The organism is Comamonas sp. NyZ500 (assembly GCF_016772095.1).
Classification (GTDB): Bacteria; Pseudomonadota; Gammaproteobacteria; order Burkholderiales; family Burkholderiaceae_C; genus Comamonas; species Comamonas thiooxydans.
This window is the reverse complement of record NZ_JAEIJE010000006.1, coordinates 204,602-219,701: the sequence shown is the minus strand read 5'-3', so window position 1 is coordinate 219,701 and position 15,100 is coordinate 204,602. Positions and strand designations below refer to the sequence as shown.

The window sequence follows — 15,100 nt, the reverse complement described above, 5'->3', positions numbered from 1 at the left end:
GGTGAAACTCCTCACTGAGCCTTGGTGGTGGCCGGGATCTGGTCCAGCTTGTTCACCGGCGGGCCCGAGAACGTGGTCTTGAAGCTGCCGATGGCGCGCATGTCGATCTCGAGCAGGAAGGGCCCCTTCTTGCCCCAGGCGCCTTCGAGCACAGCGGGCAGCTCGTCGAGATGGCTCACGCGGGCATGGGGCAGCTTGATGGACGCGCACAGCTGGGCGTAGTCGGGCGTGTGCAGCTCCACATAGCAGCGGCGGCCGCCGTAAGAGGCGTCCTGGATGTTCTGGATCACGCCATAGCGCTGGTCGTTCATCAGCACGATCATGGTGTCGCACTCTTCCTGCACCAGAGTGGCGAGCTCGCCCAGGTTCAGGATGAAGCCGCCGTCGCCGGCCAGGCCCAGGGTCTTGCGGCCCGAGCCGCTTTCGGCCGCGCCGATGGCTGCACCGATGGCCATGGGCATGCCCATGCCGATGCCGCCACCCGTGGCGTGCACGCCGGCGTTGGACTCGAAGAAGCGCAGTTCGCGGTTGCCCCAGGTGCTGTTGGAGACGGTCACGTCGCGCACCCAGTTGAAGTTGCGGCCCACGGCCTGCTGCAGCTGCTGCACCAGGGCGCTGTAGGGGCCCAGGCCGTCGCGCATGGTGGCCACGACTTCATCGTGCACCTGGCGCAGGTCGGCCAGCAGCTCGGGGTCGGCCCGGTAGCCGCGCGCTTCCAGGCGGTCGGCCAGGCCGTTCAGGGCCAGGGCCGAGTCGCCGCAGACAAAACCGTCATCCATATAGCAGCGGCCCTGCTGAGCGGCGTCCACGTCGATGCGCAACAGCGGGCGCGGCAGCTTGAGTTCGTACTTCAGCGTCTCGTTGCTGCGCAGGCGCGTGCCCACGGCCAGCATGGCGTCGCAGCGCTGGTAGAAGGCTTCGACGGGCTTCTGGATGTTGTAGGCGCCCAGAGATGCAGGGTCATCCTCGGCCACAATGCCGCGGCCCTGGCCGGTGCTCACGATACCGAAGCCCAGGGCCTTCAGGCGCTGCACCGCAGCGCCGGCATGGCGGGCGCCGCCGCCCAGCCACAGCAGCGGGCGCCTGGCCTTGGCCAGCTGCTCGGCCAGTGCATCGAGCGCTGCCTCGCTGGGTGCCAGCACAGCCACCGGCAGCGGCGACAGGTCGGCGGGCATGTCTATCAGCGCCTGCTGGATGTCGATGGGGATCTCCACACTGACCGGACCCGTGGGGGCGGTCATCGCGGTCTGTACCGCAGCCTTGAGCGTGGACAGGCAGGTCTCGGCGCTCAGCACGCGGAAAGCGGCCTTGGAGACGGACTTCAGCATGGTCAGCTGATCCGGCGCCTCGTGGATGTACGACAGCTTCTTGTCCAGGTACTGGGTCTCGATCTGGCCCGTGATGTGCAAGAGCGGCGTGCCGGCCGTATAGGCTTCCACCAGGCTGCCGGCGATATTGCCCGAAGCCGGGCCGGTGCTGGTGATGCACACGCCCAGGCTGGAGGTGGAACGCGCGCAGGCGTCGGCCATATTGCCCGCGCCGGCCTCGCCGCGTGCCATCACAAAGCGCAGCTTGCCGCGTGCAAACATCGCGTCGAGGATGGGCATGTTGTGAATGGAGATCACCCCGAAGGCGGCCTTCACGTCGCAGTGCTCGAGGAATTCGGCAATGACGGCGCCGACGGTGATTTGGGTTGCGTTAGGCATGGCGGGAAAGGCCTCCGGAAACATCGATATGGCTGCCGGTCGTGTATGACGACAACGGCGTGGCGAGATAGAAAATGGCGCGGGCGGCTTCAGCGGGTGATCCCAGGCGGCCCAGCGGAATGGACTTCTGGCAAGCCAGCTCGGCGCTCCACTGCTCCCAGGTCTGGCTGCGGTCCTCGCGGGCATCGAAGCGGCGGCGCCACTGGCCGGACTCGATGAGACCGACCAGGATGCCGTTGACGCGCACGCCCCTGGGCGCGAACTCGGTGGCCATGGAGCGCACCAGGTTCTTGAGGCCGGCGCGCGCCGCCGAGGTCGCGACCATGTGCGGCTCCGGCTGGGAAGCCAGCAGCGAGTTCACACAGACGATGGCCGAGCCTTCGCCGCGCTCAAGCTGCGGTAGAAAGGCGCGCGTGGGATGCAGCACCGAGAAGAACTTCAGGTGCAGCTCCTCGGTCCAGGCTTCGTCGCTGGTGTTCTCGAAGGTGGAGACACGGCCCTGACCGGCGTTGTTGACGAGGATGGAAGCCGGGCCCAGAGCCGCTTCGCTGGCGCGGGCGAACTGCTGCACCTGCTCGGCATCGAGCACGTCGCAAGCCTGGGCGAACAGGCGCGCGCCGGCCTCGGGATGGCGCTCCAGCAGTTGCTTGACGGCCTGCTCCAGGCGCTCGGGATTGCGGCCGCACAGGGCCACGCGTGCGCCCTGGGCCAGCAGCAGCTCCACCGTGGCCAGGCCTATGCCCGAAGAGCCGCCGGTGACGACGGCCGTCGCGTCGAGTGTGAAATCATGCATGGCCGCCTCCTGCGCGCCTTGAAGTGATGGACAGAACCTGCGCGCTGGAATGCGGCCGGTAGTTGAGCAGCTCCGACAGTTCGGTGGCCGCCGCACAGACACGCGGCACCAGCTCCGTCTGGCGCTCGAGGTCGATCTGGGCCGAGGCCAGGGTTACCCCAAGGGCTGCGATGACTCGGCCGCTGTGATCGCGCACGGGCGCCGCGATGGTGGAGATCGAGCTTTCGTAGAAGCCCGCACCGGCTACATGGCCACGCTCGCGATCGGACTGAACCAGGTCGAAGAGCTCGATCACGGTCCTGGGCGTATTGGGCGAATGGCCTTCCAGTTGCTCTTCGGGATAGAGGTCGCGCAGCTCCGGCAGCGACAGGTCGGCCAGCAGGATGCGACCCAGCAGCGTGGCATGGGCGGGCAGCCGCGTGCCCACGCGCACCGAGCTGGTCAGCGGTGTCGGCGGCGTGACCTTGGCCACATAGACGATGTAGCGGCCGTCTCGCACCACGATGTTGCAGGGGAATCGGATTGCCTCGCACAGCCGCGCGATCACGGGCTGGCCCAGCTCGGTCAGGTCCATGGAGGACAGGAACTCGAAGCCCAGACGCAGCACGGACAGGCCCAGCCGGTAATCGTTGCCGCCCTCGGCGCGCTGCAGAAAACCCATGCTCTCCAGCGTGTTGAGCATGCGGAACACCGTGGCGCGCGGCAGCTGCAGGCGGCGCGCCAGCTCGGGAGCGCCCAGCGTGGCATTGCCGCGGCCGAACTCCTGCAGCAGGCGCAGGCCGCGCTCCAGCGCGGGCACCATGTACTTGTCGGAGCCGCCGTCGGCGGAGACGTTGTCGTTGTCGCTCATGGGGTGCTCAGTTCATGACGAAGCCGCCGTTGACGGGCAGCACCTGGCCCGTCACGAAGCGCGCGCCGTCCGACAGCAGATAGGACACGGCACCCGAGACGTCCTCGGGGCCCTGCTCGCGCTGCAGCGCGCGCTGGTCGATGTAGAGGCGGTGGCGATGCTCGGGCACGTACTCGGTGGCCTCGACCAGCACCAGACCCGGAGCCACGGCATTGATGGTGATGGCATCCGCGCCCAGCTCGCGCGCCATGGAGCGCGTCATGGCCATCACGGCGCCCTTGCTGGCCACATAGGCCATCAGGTTGGGAGCGCCCCACATGGCAGTGTCGGAGGCCAGGTTGACGATGGCGCCGCGCCCGCTGTCCTTGAGCGCCGCACGGCAGGCACGGGTCATCAGCCAGACACCACGCACATTGACGTTCATCACCTGATCCCACTTTTCCAGGGCGATGTCGTCCATGCCCTTGCCGCCGGAGTCCGTCACGGCCGCGTTGTTGACCAGACCGTCGAGGCCGCCGAGGGTCTGCACGGCCTGCTGTGCGCACTGTTCTATGGAGACCGGGTTGCTCGCATCAAAGGCGATGCCATGAGCCTCGAAACCCATGGCGCGCAGCCTGGCTACGGCTTCGCTCAGCAATTCGGCACGCAGATCGGCCAAGACGAGCTGTGCCCCCTGTTGGCACAGCGTCTGCGCAAAAGCAAAACCCAGGCCGCGGGCAGCGCCGGTCACAAGGATCCGGCGCCCAGCGAGCTGACCGGTGGAAGGCATGGTGTTGAGGGTCATCTTAAACCTTGTTTGTTTCAAATATGAAATGACACTTTTTTCTTGAAACAAGACTGCAGTTTAGTGAGCTTCTTTTGAGTCAATACCCGGAAAAACCCGTAGTCAGCACACCACAGCGACATACGGGCGTAAAAAAACCGCGACAAGCGCGGTTGAAAGGAAAACGGGGCAACAGAAGGTATCCAGTCTGCAGTTGTCGGCAGGCTGGATCGAAGTCATCAATATCAATAGCTTATAGCGACCATCAATGAATAATTTCAGGCTTAAAACACCTTAAAACTCATATTTATCAATCGCTTACATCTATCAAAAGATTAGCAAACAGCCTGCTTCTTCACGGGCGTCAGGCGCAGAAAATCCAGCACCACGCGTTGCGCGTAGCGGCTTGCCACGGTGCGCACGAAATCCGAAAAATCCACATGGGCGCTGTCGTCCGCCCGGTCCGAGATGGTGCGCATTGCGGTAAACGGCGTGCCGTAATCCAGGCAGGTCTGGGCCACGGCAGCGCCCTCCATCTCCACGGCCAGCACGGCATGGCCGGCGGCCTCCAGATCGGCTCTGAGCTGTGCGCTGGCCTGGCGCGAGCTGACAAACTGATCGCCGCTGGCAATCAGGCCCTCATGGACGCGGGCCGAAGCATACGAGGCCACAATGCCCGAGCGCAGCGCCGAGTCGGCGGCCTGCACCAGTCGGTCCGTCGCCGCCTCGTCGCAGGCCAGGGTGCTGCGACCGTAGCCGGGCAACTGCCAGCGCGGAAAGATCGGCGAGGCATCCATGTCATGCTGTAAAAAACTCCGCGCGATCACCACATCGCCCACGTTCACGTCCGCGCCGATGCCGCCGGCCACTCCGGTGAACAGAATGCCGCGCACGCCAAAGCGCTCGATCAGCGCGGCGGTGGTGGTGGCGGCGGCCACCTTGCCTATGCCCGACAGCGCACACACCACCTCATGCCCGTGCAGCCGGCCCAGCCAGAAGTCGCGCCCGGCATGGCGCAGGCACTGCATGTCCTGCATGGCGTCGACCAGGCCGTGTTGTTCTTCGGCAAGAGCGCTGAGAATGGCAAGCGTCATGGATGGGGATACTCCGAACATGGGCCTCTAGGCCCTGGTGAAAGCACAAAAGAAAGCACAAAAGCGGCACTGGGCCGCTTTTGTGGGAAGCGCAAGAGGCGCGATTAGAGCATGACGGTTTACTGCGCCACGATATTGTGGCTCTTGACCACGGGCGCCCACAGCACGGTCTCCTTGCGGATCAGCTCGCCAAAGGCATCGCCCTTGACCACCCAGGGGGTCATGCCCTGGGCCTTGAGCTGGTTCTGCGCGGCCTGGGTCTTCATGACCTTGTCGATGTCCTCGGCCAGCTGCTTGACCACTTCGGGCGGTGTGTTCTTCGGAGCCAGCACGCCATACCAGGACGAAACGGCAATACCCGGAACACCAGCCTCGGCCAGTGTCGGCACATTGGGCAGGAAGCTCGAGCGCGTGGCATCGGTCACGGCCAGGGCGCGCAGCTTGCCCGACTGCACATGGGGCAGCACGGTGGGCATGTTGGCGATCAGCATGGGGATGGTACCGCCCAGGGCATCGTTCAGGCCCTGCCCCGAGCCCTTGTAGGCCACGTGCATGATGTCGGCACCCGACTTGTCCTTGAACAACTCGCCAGCCAGGTGCAGGCTGGAGCCCACGCCGGGCGAGGCGTAGCTGATGGAGTTGGGCTTGGACTTGGACAGTGCCACCAGCTCCTGGATGGTCTTGGCCGGTACCTGGGGATTGACGACGATGACATTGGCCGCACGCCCCATGGAGGCCACGGGCACGAAGTCGCCGAACACGTTGTAGGGCAGCTTGGGCATCAGCGTGGGATTGATGGTCAGATTGCCCTGAGGCACGACCAGCAGCGTATGGCCATCGGGCTTGGCGCGCTTGACCATGTCGATGCCGATATTGCCGTTGGCACCGGGGCGGTTGTCGACGATGGAGGCCTGCTTGTACTCCTCAGTCAGGCCCGTGGCCAGGATGCGGGACAGGATGTCCACCGCTCCGCCGGCGGGGAATGGCGCAATGATGGTGAACTGACCGCTGGACAGTTGTTCGGCGGCAGTCGCCGCATGGGCGACGGGCAGGGCCAGGACGCTGGCCAGCGCCAGGCAGGATTTGAGAAAGTCGGAGCGTTGCATGAGGGTTCCAGAGGGTGGAGGTGTCAAGCCGGCCGATGTTCGATGCGCACCCTGTTTGACGATACGCAAGGAAAAATTCGCACAGGCGTGACACCATGCTGAAGTGGGAAGGTCTGCTTGCAGGCTTGCAACAACAAGCAAGAGGGGTGCCAGAGCCAACGGTGTGCATGACGCCAATGGCCTGACGCCGGATCAGATGGCCAGCGGCGCCACGTTGTTGAGCACGGCGCGCACCACGCTGTACACGGTCAGCGCCGAGGTCTTGGGATTGGCCGCCAGAGGCTTGCCGCGCATGGTCAGTTCCATGGCGCCGAAAGCGCCCCGCGCCTCGACCTGGTGCACGTTCTCCTGAACGCCAGGATCGGCAAACAGACGCACCATGGTCTTGTCCAGCCCCAGTCCGGCCAGCGACAAGGTGGCCGCCACATTCGCATTCTTGGGATAGAGCTGTGCGGCCTCGCGCGCCGAGCCCTCGAAAATGCAGAAGGCCTCGGTCAGGCCGTCCAGATCGCAGACCTGCTCGGCCGGGGTGCCGCTCCATGCCTTGGGCGGCTTGCGGCCCGTGTAGAGCACCGTCTCCAGGCCGCCCACGCGCGCCGCAGCCAGGGCATCAATGCCGCCTATGGCGCCCGACAACAGTTGGGCCTGCGTCTTGCCGGCCTCGGCCGCAGCCTGTACGCGATCGGCCATGCCCGGTGCGCTCAAGGCGCCTATGGATGCGATGACCGCAGGAATGCCACGCGCCAGCGCCGGCAGCACATGCTCCTCGATGGCTGCATGACCCGCGCATTCCACGAGAAGATCCGGCACCGCATCGCCGGGCAGGGCCTGCAGCAGCTGCGCCTGTGGCGCCAGGCGGGCAGCCGTCTCGCGCACGGCTGGCGTGATCTCGGGAACCAGTACCCAGCCCACCTGCAATCGGGTATCTCCGCTCAAAAGCTCCAGCACACTGGAGCCAATCGCGCCGCAGCCAATCAAAGCAATATTTTTCATCTCTAGCCTCCTGAAAAATGCGCTGGCCCGGCGTGATCGGGGTCAGCGCAAATGGTCCGGGTGCTGCTGGCGCAAATGAGCGGACAGAGTCTCTGCCGCCTGCTGCACCTTCTGCACCCAGAGCTGGGTTTTTTCGGGCCCCAGCTCGGTAAACGGAATGGCCATGGCCAACCCCGCAACCACCCGCCCGTCTGCGGCGCGCACCGGCGCTGCAATACTCGAAACGCCAGGCTCGTAAAAGCCCTCGCCCATGGCATAGCCACGCTCGCGATCCTCGGCCAGCAGGCGCAGCAGCTCGTCGATATTGCGCGGCGTGCTCTCGGAGAACTGGGGCAGTTCCTCGCCTCCAAACACCGAGCGCAGCTGCGCGCCGTCCATGTCATGCAACAGGGCTCGTCCCAGCACCGTCGCATGCGCCGGCAGACGCGAACCCACGCGCACAGCGCCCTGGAATGCTCCGGACGGAGTGACGCGTGCCACATAGACCACGGAAGTGCCGTCGCGCAATGCAAGATTGCTGGTCATGCCCAGCTCATCGCACAAGGCCTGCAGCACAGGCTCGGCCAGTTGCGCCAGCGGCTGGGTGGACAGGTAGTCATAGCCCAGGCGCAGCACGGCCAGACCGAGCCGGTATTCGGTGCCGCTGCGCTGCAGATACCCCGAGTTTTCAAGCGTGGTCAACATGCGAAACACCGTGGAGCGCGGCAGCTCGAGGCTGCGCGCCAGCTCGGGTGCGCTCCAGACCGGTTGCGCCGGGCCAAAGCAGGCCAGCAGGCGCAGTCCTCGGTCCAGAGCGGGCACGGTGTAACGGTCTTGTTCGTTGGTTGAAATCTCGGAGGTTTCGCTCATAGCAATCAGCTGGTATTGGGGCAATAGCTTTGGTTCAACAAAGATGCCAGCCTATGCGCGACCTCCATTGGTTGTTCCACGGGTGAAGCATGACCGGCAGCCGCAAGCGTACCGTAGTGCGCGCCCAGCAGTTCGGACCAGGACTTGCAAGCTGCAGGTGTAGTCACCACATCGTGTTCGCCGACCCAAACCTCGACCGGCATGCCAAGCCTGCCCCGTGCCTGTGCCAGATCGCTGCCGCAAAGCAGCTCGACCGCCTGCGCATAGCCCTGCGGCTGCATGCGCGCCGTATTCCAGCGCACCCATGCACGCACGGCTTCAGGAGCCTCGGAGGACACCAGGCGCTGATCGATGACGGCCGCCAGACCGGCGACGCCCTTCTCGGCCAGAGCCGCCAGGCGGCCCTCGCGTACCTTGGCCTGCTGCTCGGCCTTGGCTGGGGCGCCGTAGCCGCCCGCCGGGCTGATGAGCACCAGTTGCTCGACCAGCCCGGGGGCCGCCGTGACTGCCAGCCTGGCCGCCATCAGGGCGCCCAGGGAATGGCCGACCAGCAGGCAGCGCCGCACACCGAGCACCAGCAGTGACTGGGCCAGCACCTGTGCATAGTCGGCATCGGCAGGCGCCGATTGGGCCAGCGGCGTCGACACGCCATAACCGGGTGCATCCCAGGCCAGAACGCGCGCCTTGTCACCCAGCTGCAGCGCCACATCCAGCCAGGATGCAGCCCCGGAGCTGATGCCATGCAGCAGCACCACCGCAAAATCGGAGCTGGCGTCGCCAGCCTCGCGCCAGGCGACCTGGGCCTTCTGCGGAAGCTTCACCAGCCGCTCGGGAAAACCGGTCTGCAGCAGCTGCTGTTTCAGCGACAGCAAATCCTCGTGCATGACAAAGCTCAGCGCTTGATCTTGGCCAGAGGATGCTCGGGCGGATAAGTCGGAGTAACAGGCTTTTTGGCGCCCAGCATCACGCACATCAGCGCATCTTCATCACCGACATTGATCTCTTCGCGGTACACGCCGGGCGGCACCGAAACCACATCGCGATCGGTCAGGATGGTCTCGAAACGCTCGCCGTCCTTTTCCAGCACCAGCTTGAGCTTGCCACGCATCACGAAGAACACTTCTTCCACATCGGTGTGCAGATGCGAAGGGCCTTCATGGCCGGCGGGAATCACCATGGTGGAGAAGGTGAAGTTTTCCGACGGAATGGTGTTGCTGTCGGAGGCCACGCCCGTGCCGCCCGTGCCGATGTAACGCATCTGGCCGCGGCGGTATTTGGGATCAAAGTCGGCCTGGAACTTCAGGGCATCGAAGTCGTACTTGCGCGTGGCAAAGCGCGCAATGCGTGTGCTCATCCAGTCTTCAAAGCTGGAGCCTTCGGGGCGATCCCAAGTACGGGCGCTGTTGTCTTGTGCGATCTCGCTCATATGTCTCTCCTGAAACCGTTGGTGAACACAAAAAGCGACCTGCTTTTTGTTTTACTAATAAAACTAGGTTCATTTGGCGAAACAATTATAAGAAGACTTGCCCGATATCAACAAGCACATTTCCTTGTTGCTGCGGTGGAGACAGGTATCGGTGTGGCGTTTTGCCCCGCCCACACAGGCACGGGCCTGAAAACAGGCATAAAAAAAGGAGCGCCAAGCGCTCCTGTGAACTCGCCTTGAAGGACAAGATGAAAAACTCTCAGGCGTCGCGCAGCTCCCTGCGCAGGATCTTGCCCACGGGAGTCTTTGGCAGATCGGTGCGAAAGACGATGTGGCGCGGACGCTTGTAGCCAGTCAGATTGGCATGGCAGTAGTCGCGGATGGCCTGCTCCGTCAATGCCGGGTCTTTTTTGACGACGACGAGCTTGATGGCCTCGCCGGACTTTTCGTCGGGTACGCCGACCACCGCGCACTCCAGCACGCCGGGGCAGTTGGAGACCACGTCCTCGACCTCGTTGGGGTAGACATTGAAGCCGCTGACGATGACCATGTCTTTCTTGCGATCCACGATCTTCACAAAGCCGCGCTCGTCCATGGTGCCGATGTCGCCGGTGAGGAAGTAGCCATCGGCCGTCATGACCTTGGCGGTCTCGTCGGGGCGCTGCCAGTAACCGGCCATGACCTGAGGGCCCAGCACGGCGACTTCACCGGGCAGACCCGGCTCGCTCACGTCCTGGCCGTCGCTGCCGACCAGCTTCACATAGGTGCTGGGCAGGGGCACGCCTATGGTGCCCGAGTAAGCCGTGGCCGTGACCGGGTTGCAGGTCACCGAGGGGCTGGTCTCCGAGAGGCCGTAACCCTCACAGATGGGGCAGCCGGTCTTCTTGAGCCACAGCTCGGCCACGGCACTCTGCACGGCCATGCCGCCGCCCACCGAGACCTTGAGATGGCTCCAATCCACGGTGCCGAAGTCGGGGTGGTTGGCCAGTCCGTTGAACAAGGTGTTGACGGCCGGAAAGCTGTGAAAACGATGTCTGGACAGCTCCTTGAGCGTGGCCTTGAGATCGCGCGGATTGGGGATCAGCACGGTCTTGCCGCCGGTACGCATGGCCAGCATCATGTTCACCGTGAACGCGAAGATGTGATAGAGCGGCAGCGCGCAGATGCTGGTGGGCTGTTCGCCGGCCGGCACCTTCTTCATGGCGGGCTCGTTCCAGGCTTCGGACTGCAGCACGTTGGCGATGATGTTCCTGTGCAGCAGCACAGCCCCCTTGCTCACTCCCGTGGTGCCGCCCGTGTATTGCAGCAGAGCCATGTCGTCTGCCTTGAGCACCGGTGCGTTCAAGGACGCACCACGCCCCTTGGCCAGTGCATCCTTGAAGCGCACGGCACCGGGCAGGCTGAAGGGCGGCACCAGCTTCTTGACGGAGCGCACCACGTAATTGACCAGCATGCCCTTCAAAAGCCCCAACTCGTCGCCCATGGCACAGAGCACGATGTGCTGCACGGCGCTGCCATGCATGCCGTCCTGCAGGGTCTTGGCGAAGTTCTCGATGATGACGATGGCCTTGGCACCCGAATCCTTGAGCTGATGCTCGAGCTCGCGTGCCGTGTAGAGCGGGTTGACGTTGACCAGCACATAGCCGGCACGCAGCACCCCGGCCACGGCCACCGGGTACTGGGGAATATTGGGCATCATCAGCGCCACGCGGTCGCCGCGCTGCAGCCCCAGGCTTTGCAGATAGGCGGCAAAGAGCTTGCTCTGCGCATCGACCTGGGCGAAGGTCAGCTCCTTGCCCATGAAGGAATAGGCCACCTTGTCGGCATGCTTGGCAAATGCCTCTTCCATCAAGGCCACCAGCGATGGATACTGGGACGCATCGATGTCCGCAGGAACTCCCTCTGGATATGCATTCAGCCAAGGACGGTCACTCATTCTTCTGTCTCCGTGTCTTATCGTCTGATCCGGCCATTGTGATAAAAAGCACGGTCGTTCGATACTGTAGTAACCCTAGGAAACAAGCCGGGTCACCTTGGTAACAGAAGTCAAAACCCATGAAAAAAGCCCGCAGGCACCAGGCCGCGGGCTTTGAGTGTTTTCAGCCTCTAGCGCTTACTGGTAAAGCGCTGACAGCTATCAAACCTGAGTTTACTTGACCAGCTGGGCCAGATCGCCGGCAGCGTACTTCTTGGCCATTTGCTCCAGGCTGTAACCCTTGATCTTGGCGCCCTGGCCTTCGCAGCCGAACTCGATGTAGCGGGCCTTGCAGACTTGCTTGGCCGCTTCGCGGGCAGGCTTGAGCCATTCGCGGGCGTCGAACTTGTCGGGGTTCTCGGCCAGGAACTTGCGCACGGCGCCGGTCATCGCCAGACGGATGTCGGTGTCGATATTGATCTTGCGCACGCCGTACTTGATGGCTTCCTGGATCTCTTCCACGGGCACGCCGTAGGTTTCCTTCATCTTGCCGCCGTACTGGTTGATGATGGCCAGCAGTTCCTGGGGCACGGAGGAGGAACCATGCATCACCAGATGGGTGTTGGGAATGCGGGCGTGAATTTCCTTGACGCGCGAGATCGCCAGGATGTCGCCTGTGGGCTTGCGGCTGAACTTGTAGGCGCCGTGGCTGGTGCCGATGGCGATCGCCAGTGCGTCCAGCTGGGTGGCCTTGACGAACACGGCGGCTTCTTCGGGGTCGGTCAGCATCTGGCTGTGGTCCAGCTTGCCCTCGGCACCGATGCCGTCTTCTTCGCCGGCTTCGCCGGTTTCCAGGTTGCCCAGACAGCCCAGCTCGCCTTCCACGGTGGCGCCGATCTGGTGGGCCATGGCCACCACCTTCTGGGTCACGTCCACGTTGTAGTCGAAGGACGAAGGGGTCTTGCCGTCGCTCATCAGCGAGCCGTCCATCATCACCGAGCCGAAGCCCAGGTTCAGCGCGCCCTGGCAGACCTCAGGCGTGGTGCCGTGGTCCTGGTGCATCACCAGGGGGATGTGGGGATACATCTCGGCAGCCGCCTGGATCAGGTGCTTGATGAAGGGCTCACCGGCGTACTTGCGGGCACCGGCGCTGGCCTGCAGGATCACGGGCGCGCCGACTTCGTCAGCCGCCGACATCACGGCCTGGACCTGCTCCAGGTTGTTCACGTTGAAGGCGGGGATGCCATAGCCGTTTTCAGCAGCATGGTCCAGCATTTCGCGCATCGAGATCAAAGGCATGGTGGGTTCCGTTCAAAGTTTTGAGAGGCAACGCCCCCGGCGATGAATCACTGCAGTGCGCCGCACGACAGCTGTGGCCCGGGGAAAGACCAGCGGCCACGCTTCGGTAACCGCTTAGTAACCGGGTATTTTAACCGGCTAGCGGTAATTCCATGCGATAGCAGGTGGTGAAGCCTTGCGGCGCCTCGGCCACCATGAAGCGCCCGCCATGGGCCTGCATGACACGGCTGACGATTTCATGGCCCAGATGCAGGCTGTCCACGGGTGGCACATGGTCCGGTGCGGCATCACGTCGGCCGTCATCGCAGACCTGCACCCAGGCCCGTTCCTGGACGCTGTCAAGGCCGGCCTGCACCTCGATCTGCGTGCCTATCGGCGTGTGGCGCACGGCGTTTTCCACCAGATTGCGCAGTGCCGAATCGAGCAGCAGCGCATTGCCGCGCACCGGCAGCTCCTGCGGGGCCTCCACGGAGATCATGTCTTCACGCTGCCAGGCATGCTGGGCCTGCGCCGCCGCCACATTGCGCACCACATCGGCCCAGTTCACGGTCTGCAAAGGGGCATCCAGCATGCCGCGTCCAGCCCGGGCCAGGGTCAGCAACTGATCGAGCACATGGCCGGCATGCAGGGCGTCCCGGCCGATGCGCTGCAGCGCGGCCTGCATGACAGCGGTATCGGTCTGCCCCCCCGACTTCAGCGCCTGGGCCTGCAAAGCGATGGAGGCCAGCGGCGTGCGCAACTCATGGGCCACTTCATTGGCCAGATTGCGCTCGCGCTCCAATGCCTCCTGCTGGCGGTCGAGCAAGGTGTTGATCGAGCTGACCATGGGCGAGAGCTCGCGCGGCACATGGGCATCGGAGAGGCGCTGGTCACGGCCCAGATCCAGCGCCTCCACGCGTTGCGTGAGCTGATTGAGAGGACGCATGCCGCGGCGCATGGCCACACCCAGCGCAATCACGATCACCGGCAGCAGCCAGAAACCCGGCTCTATCATCTGCATGGCGATGTCGTCGGCCAGACTGTCGCGCTCGGCCAGGTCGATCATCACCGTGACCTTGGCGGTTTTGTCGTGGCTCCACTGGGTATAACTGCGCCAGGCCTTGCGCTCATCCGCACCAATCGTGGCAAAGCCCTGCTCGATGTCGAAATCCGGTAAAGGCGCCTGTCCGGTGCGCGAGATCAGCAGTCCTTGCGCATTCCAGAGCACCACGCTCAGCGACTCCTGATAGTCGTGGGCGTGCAGGCCTGCAGGCGGCTGGACAGCCGTGGTCTGTCCGACCGGCACATCGTCCTGCACATGCCAGTTCAAGGTCAGCGCAGCCACTCCTGCCAGGTGTCCGTCGGTCAGTTCATCGGCCTCGTGCACTCCGGTCTGGTAGCCCCAGATGACGAAGCTGCCCCAGACCAGCGCCAGCGCGCCCAACATCCAGGCCAGCAGATTCAGCTGCAGCGAGCTGCGGCGCATGCCGGTTTGCGGCATGGCCTTCACTCCTGCTCCTGCGGCATGAAGTAGCCCACGCCGCGCATGGTCACAATGATCTTCTGGCCCAGCTTCTTGCGAAGATGGTGGACATAGACCTCCACGGCATTGCTCTCCACCGTATCCCCCCAGCTGTAGAGATGCTCCTCGATTTGCGGGCGCGACAGCACCCGCCCGCGCGCCAGCAACAAGGCCCAGAGCACGGCAAATTCGCGCGGCGAAACCTCCACCTTCTGCCCCGCCTGACGGATGGTGCGGGCAGCCGGGTCCACCTCCAGATCCGCATGGCGGATCACCGGCGATGCCTGACCGGCCGCGCGGCGCATCATGGCGCGCAAGCGGGCCTCGAGCTCGTCCATGTCAAAGGGTTTGACCAGATAGTCATCGGCCCCCAGATTGAGCCCCGCGACCCGGTCCTGCACCTGATCGCGTGCCGTGAGGATCAACACCGGCGTGGCCGGATCGGGCAGTTGCGGCACACCGGGCCGTCCTGTCTGCAGGCGCAGGCGGCGCACGACCTCGCTGCCATCACCGTCGGGCAGACCCAGGTCCAGCAACACGGCATCGAAGCGCTCGGCACTCAGGGCATGCCAGGCCTCGGCCACGCTGGCGCACACGTCCACCGCATAGCCGCGCTGCATGAGATTGGTTCGCAGCCCTGCTGCAATGCCTTCGTTGTCTTCGACCACCAGAATTCGCATGCACACATTGTGCGCGGCAATTCGCCATCCGCTCAACTGGCTGGTCAACGCCGACACCCACCTCCCCTGATCGCGCATGGGCTTGACATCCGCAAGCCAGCATTTCGCTTTAACATCTGCCACCC

At 64.2% G+C, this 15,100-nt stretch carries 14 protein-coding genes; all 14 read right to left on the bottom strand.

Annotated elements, in window-relative coordinates:
- Positions 1-11: 11 nt before the first annotated feature.
- The 14 genes from JAO85_RS12095 to JAO85_RS12030 all read right to left on the bottom strand — a co-directional run bounded on the left by JAO85_RS12095 (position 12) and on the right by JAO85_RS12030 (position 14,975).
- Positions 12-1,706, bottom strand: coding sequence for a thiamine pyrophosphate-binding protein (locus JAO85_RS12095; RefSeq protein WP_039050379.1), 1,695 nt, complete (start codon positions 1,704-1,706; stop codon positions 12-14).
- On the bottom strand, positions 1,699-2,499 hold the full coding sequence (locus JAO85_RS12090) for an SDR family oxidoreductase (RefSeq protein ID WP_039050299.1): 801 nt from the start codon (positions 2,497-2,499) through the stop codon (positions 1,699-1,701). The genes JAO85_RS12095 and JAO85_RS12090 overlap by 8 nt, the downstream gene beginning before the upstream one ends.
- Complete coding sequence (locus JAO85_RS12085; RefSeq protein WP_012840239.1) at positions 2,492-3,349, bottom strand: IclR family transcriptional regulator; 858 nt, start codon at positions 3,347-3,349, stop codon at positions 2,492-2,494. Before JAO85_RS12085 ends, JAO85_RS12090 begins: the two co-directional genes overlap by 8 nt.
- A 7-nt stretch (positions 3,350-3,356) precedes the next feature.
- Positions 3,357-4,133: an SDR family oxidoreductase gene (locus tag JAO85_RS12080; protein ID WP_202788148.1), complete on the bottom strand. Its 777-nt coding sequence runs from the start codon at positions 4,131-4,133 to the stop codon at positions 3,357-3,359.
- 314 nt (positions 4,134-4,447) lie between these two features.
- Complete coding sequence (locus tag JAO85_RS12075; RefSeq protein WP_202788147.1) at positions 4,448-5,206, bottom strand: 5'-methylthioadenosine/adenosylhomocysteine nucleosidase; 759 nt, start codon at positions 5,204-5,206, stop codon at positions 4,448-4,450.
- A gap of 119 nt (positions 5,207-5,325) precedes the next feature.
- Positions 5,326-6,312, bottom strand: coding sequence for a tripartite tricarboxylate transporter substrate binding protein (locus JAO85_RS12070; RefSeq protein ID WP_202788146.1), 987 nt, complete (start codon positions 6,310-6,312; stop codon positions 5,326-5,328).
- A gap of 192 nt (positions 6,313-6,504) precedes the next feature.
- Positions 6,505-7,305, bottom strand: a complete 801-nt coding sequence (locus tag JAO85_RS12065; protein WP_039050301.1) for an aspartate dehydrogenase — start codon at positions 7,303-7,305, stop codon at positions 6,505-6,507.
- A 42-nt stretch (positions 7,306-7,347) separates the two neighbouring features.
- Positions 7,348-8,154 carry an IclR family transcriptional regulator gene (locus JAO85_RS12060; RefSeq protein WP_004340321.1) on the bottom strand — a complete coding sequence of 269 codons (807 nt, stop codon included), beginning with the start codon at positions 8,152-8,154 and terminating at the stop codon, positions 7,348-7,350.
- 5 nt (positions 8,155-8,159) lie between these two features.
- A complete protein-coding gene (locus JAO85_RS12055; RefSeq protein ID WP_087863883.1) occupies positions 8,160-9,038 on the bottom strand; it encodes an alpha/beta fold hydrolase in 879 nt (292 codons plus the stop codon).
- Between the two features lie 8 nt (positions 9,039-9,046).
- Entirely contained in the window at positions 9,047-9,580 is a 534-nt protein-coding gene (locus JAO85_RS12050) for a cupin domain-containing protein (protein ID WP_003072476.1), read from the bottom strand.
- A gap of 259 nt (positions 9,581-9,839) precedes the next feature.
- Positions 9,840-11,516: a long-chain-fatty-acid--CoA ligase gene (locus tag JAO85_RS12045; protein ID WP_012840246.1), complete on the bottom strand. Its 1,677-nt coding sequence runs from the start codon at positions 11,514-11,516 to the stop codon at positions 9,840-9,842.
- 213 nt (positions 11,517-11,729) lie between these two features.
- The gene (fba, locus tag JAO85_RS12040) at positions 11,730-12,794 is read right to left on the bottom strand and encodes a class II fructose-bisphosphate aldolase (protein WP_004340312.1); all 1,065 of its coding nucleotides are present in this window, start codon (positions 12,792-12,794) and stop codon (positions 11,730-11,732) included.
- A 130-nt stretch (positions 12,795-12,924) separates the two neighbouring features.
- Positions 12,925-14,274 (bottom strand): two-component sensor histidine kinase, encoded by a 1,350-nt coding sequence (locus JAO85_RS12035; protein WP_041744695.1) that lies wholly within the window; start codon positions 14,272-14,274, stop codon positions 12,925-12,927.
- Between the two features lie 5 nt (positions 14,275-14,279).
- Complete coding sequence (locus JAO85_RS12030) at positions 14,280-14,975, bottom strand: response regulator transcription factor (protein WP_004340295.1); 696 nt, start codon at positions 14,973-14,975, stop codon at positions 14,280-14,282.
- Between the last annotated feature and the right edge of the window lie 125 nt (positions 14,976-15,100).

Excerpts from the sequence above, each read along its gene's own strand:
- JAO85_RS12075 (WP_202788147.1), bottom strand. The coding sequence starts at position 5,206 with ATGACGCTTGCCATTCTCAGCGCTCTTGCCGAAGAACAACACGGCCTG.
- JAO85_RS12055 (WP_087863883.1), bottom strand. The coding sequence starts at position 9,038 with ATGCACGAGGATTTGCTGTCGCTGAAACAGCAGCTGCTGCAGACCGGT.
- JAO85_RS12070 (WP_202788146.1), bottom strand. The coding sequence starts at position 6,312 with ATGCAACGCTCCGACTTTCTCAAATCCTGCCTGGCGCTGGCCAGCGTC.
- JAO85_RS12050 (WP_003072476.1), bottom strand. The coding sequence starts at position 9,580 with ATGAGCGAGATCGCACAAGACAACAGCGCCCGTACTTGGGATCGCCCC.
- JAO85_RS12060 (WP_004340321.1), bottom strand. The coding sequence starts at position 8,154 with ATGAGCGAAACCTCCGAGATTTCAACCAACGAACAAGACCGTTACACC.
- JAO85_RS12035 (WP_041744695.1), bottom strand. The coding sequence starts at position 14,274 with ATGCCGCAAACCGGCATGCGCCGCAGCTCGCTGCAGCTGAATCTGCTG.
- JAO85_RS12090 (WP_039050299.1), bottom strand. The coding sequence starts at position 2,499 with ATGCATGATTTCACACTCGACGCGACGGCCGTCGTCACCGGCGGCTCT.
- JAO85_RS12045 (WP_012840246.1), bottom strand. The coding sequence starts at position 11,516 with ATGAGTGACCGTCCTTGGCTGAATGCATATCCAGAGGGAGTTCCTGCG.
- JAO85_RS12080 (WP_202788148.1), bottom strand. The coding sequence starts at position 4,133 with ATGACCCTCAACACCATGCCTTCCACCGGTCAGCTCGCTGGGCGCCGG.
- JAO85_RS12085 (WP_012840239.1), bottom strand. The coding sequence starts at position 3,349 with ATGAGCGACAACGACAACGTCTCCGCCGACGGCGGCTCCGACAAGTAC.
- JAO85_RS12065 (WP_039050301.1), bottom strand. The coding sequence starts at position 7,305 with ATGAAAAATATTGCTTTGATTGGCTGCGGCGCGATTGGCTCCAGTGTG.
- JAO85_RS12030 (WP_004340295.1), bottom strand. The coding sequence starts at position 14,975 with ATGCGAATTCTGGTGGTCGAAGACAACGAAGGCATTGCAGCAGGGCTG.
- fba (WP_004340312.1), bottom strand. The coding sequence starts at position 12,794 with ATGCCTTTGATCTCGATGCGCGAAATGCTGGACCATGCTGCTGAAAAC.
- JAO85_RS12095 (WP_039050379.1), bottom strand. The coding sequence starts at position 1,706 with ATGCCTAACGCAACCCAAATCACCGTCGGCGCCGTCATTGCCGAATTC.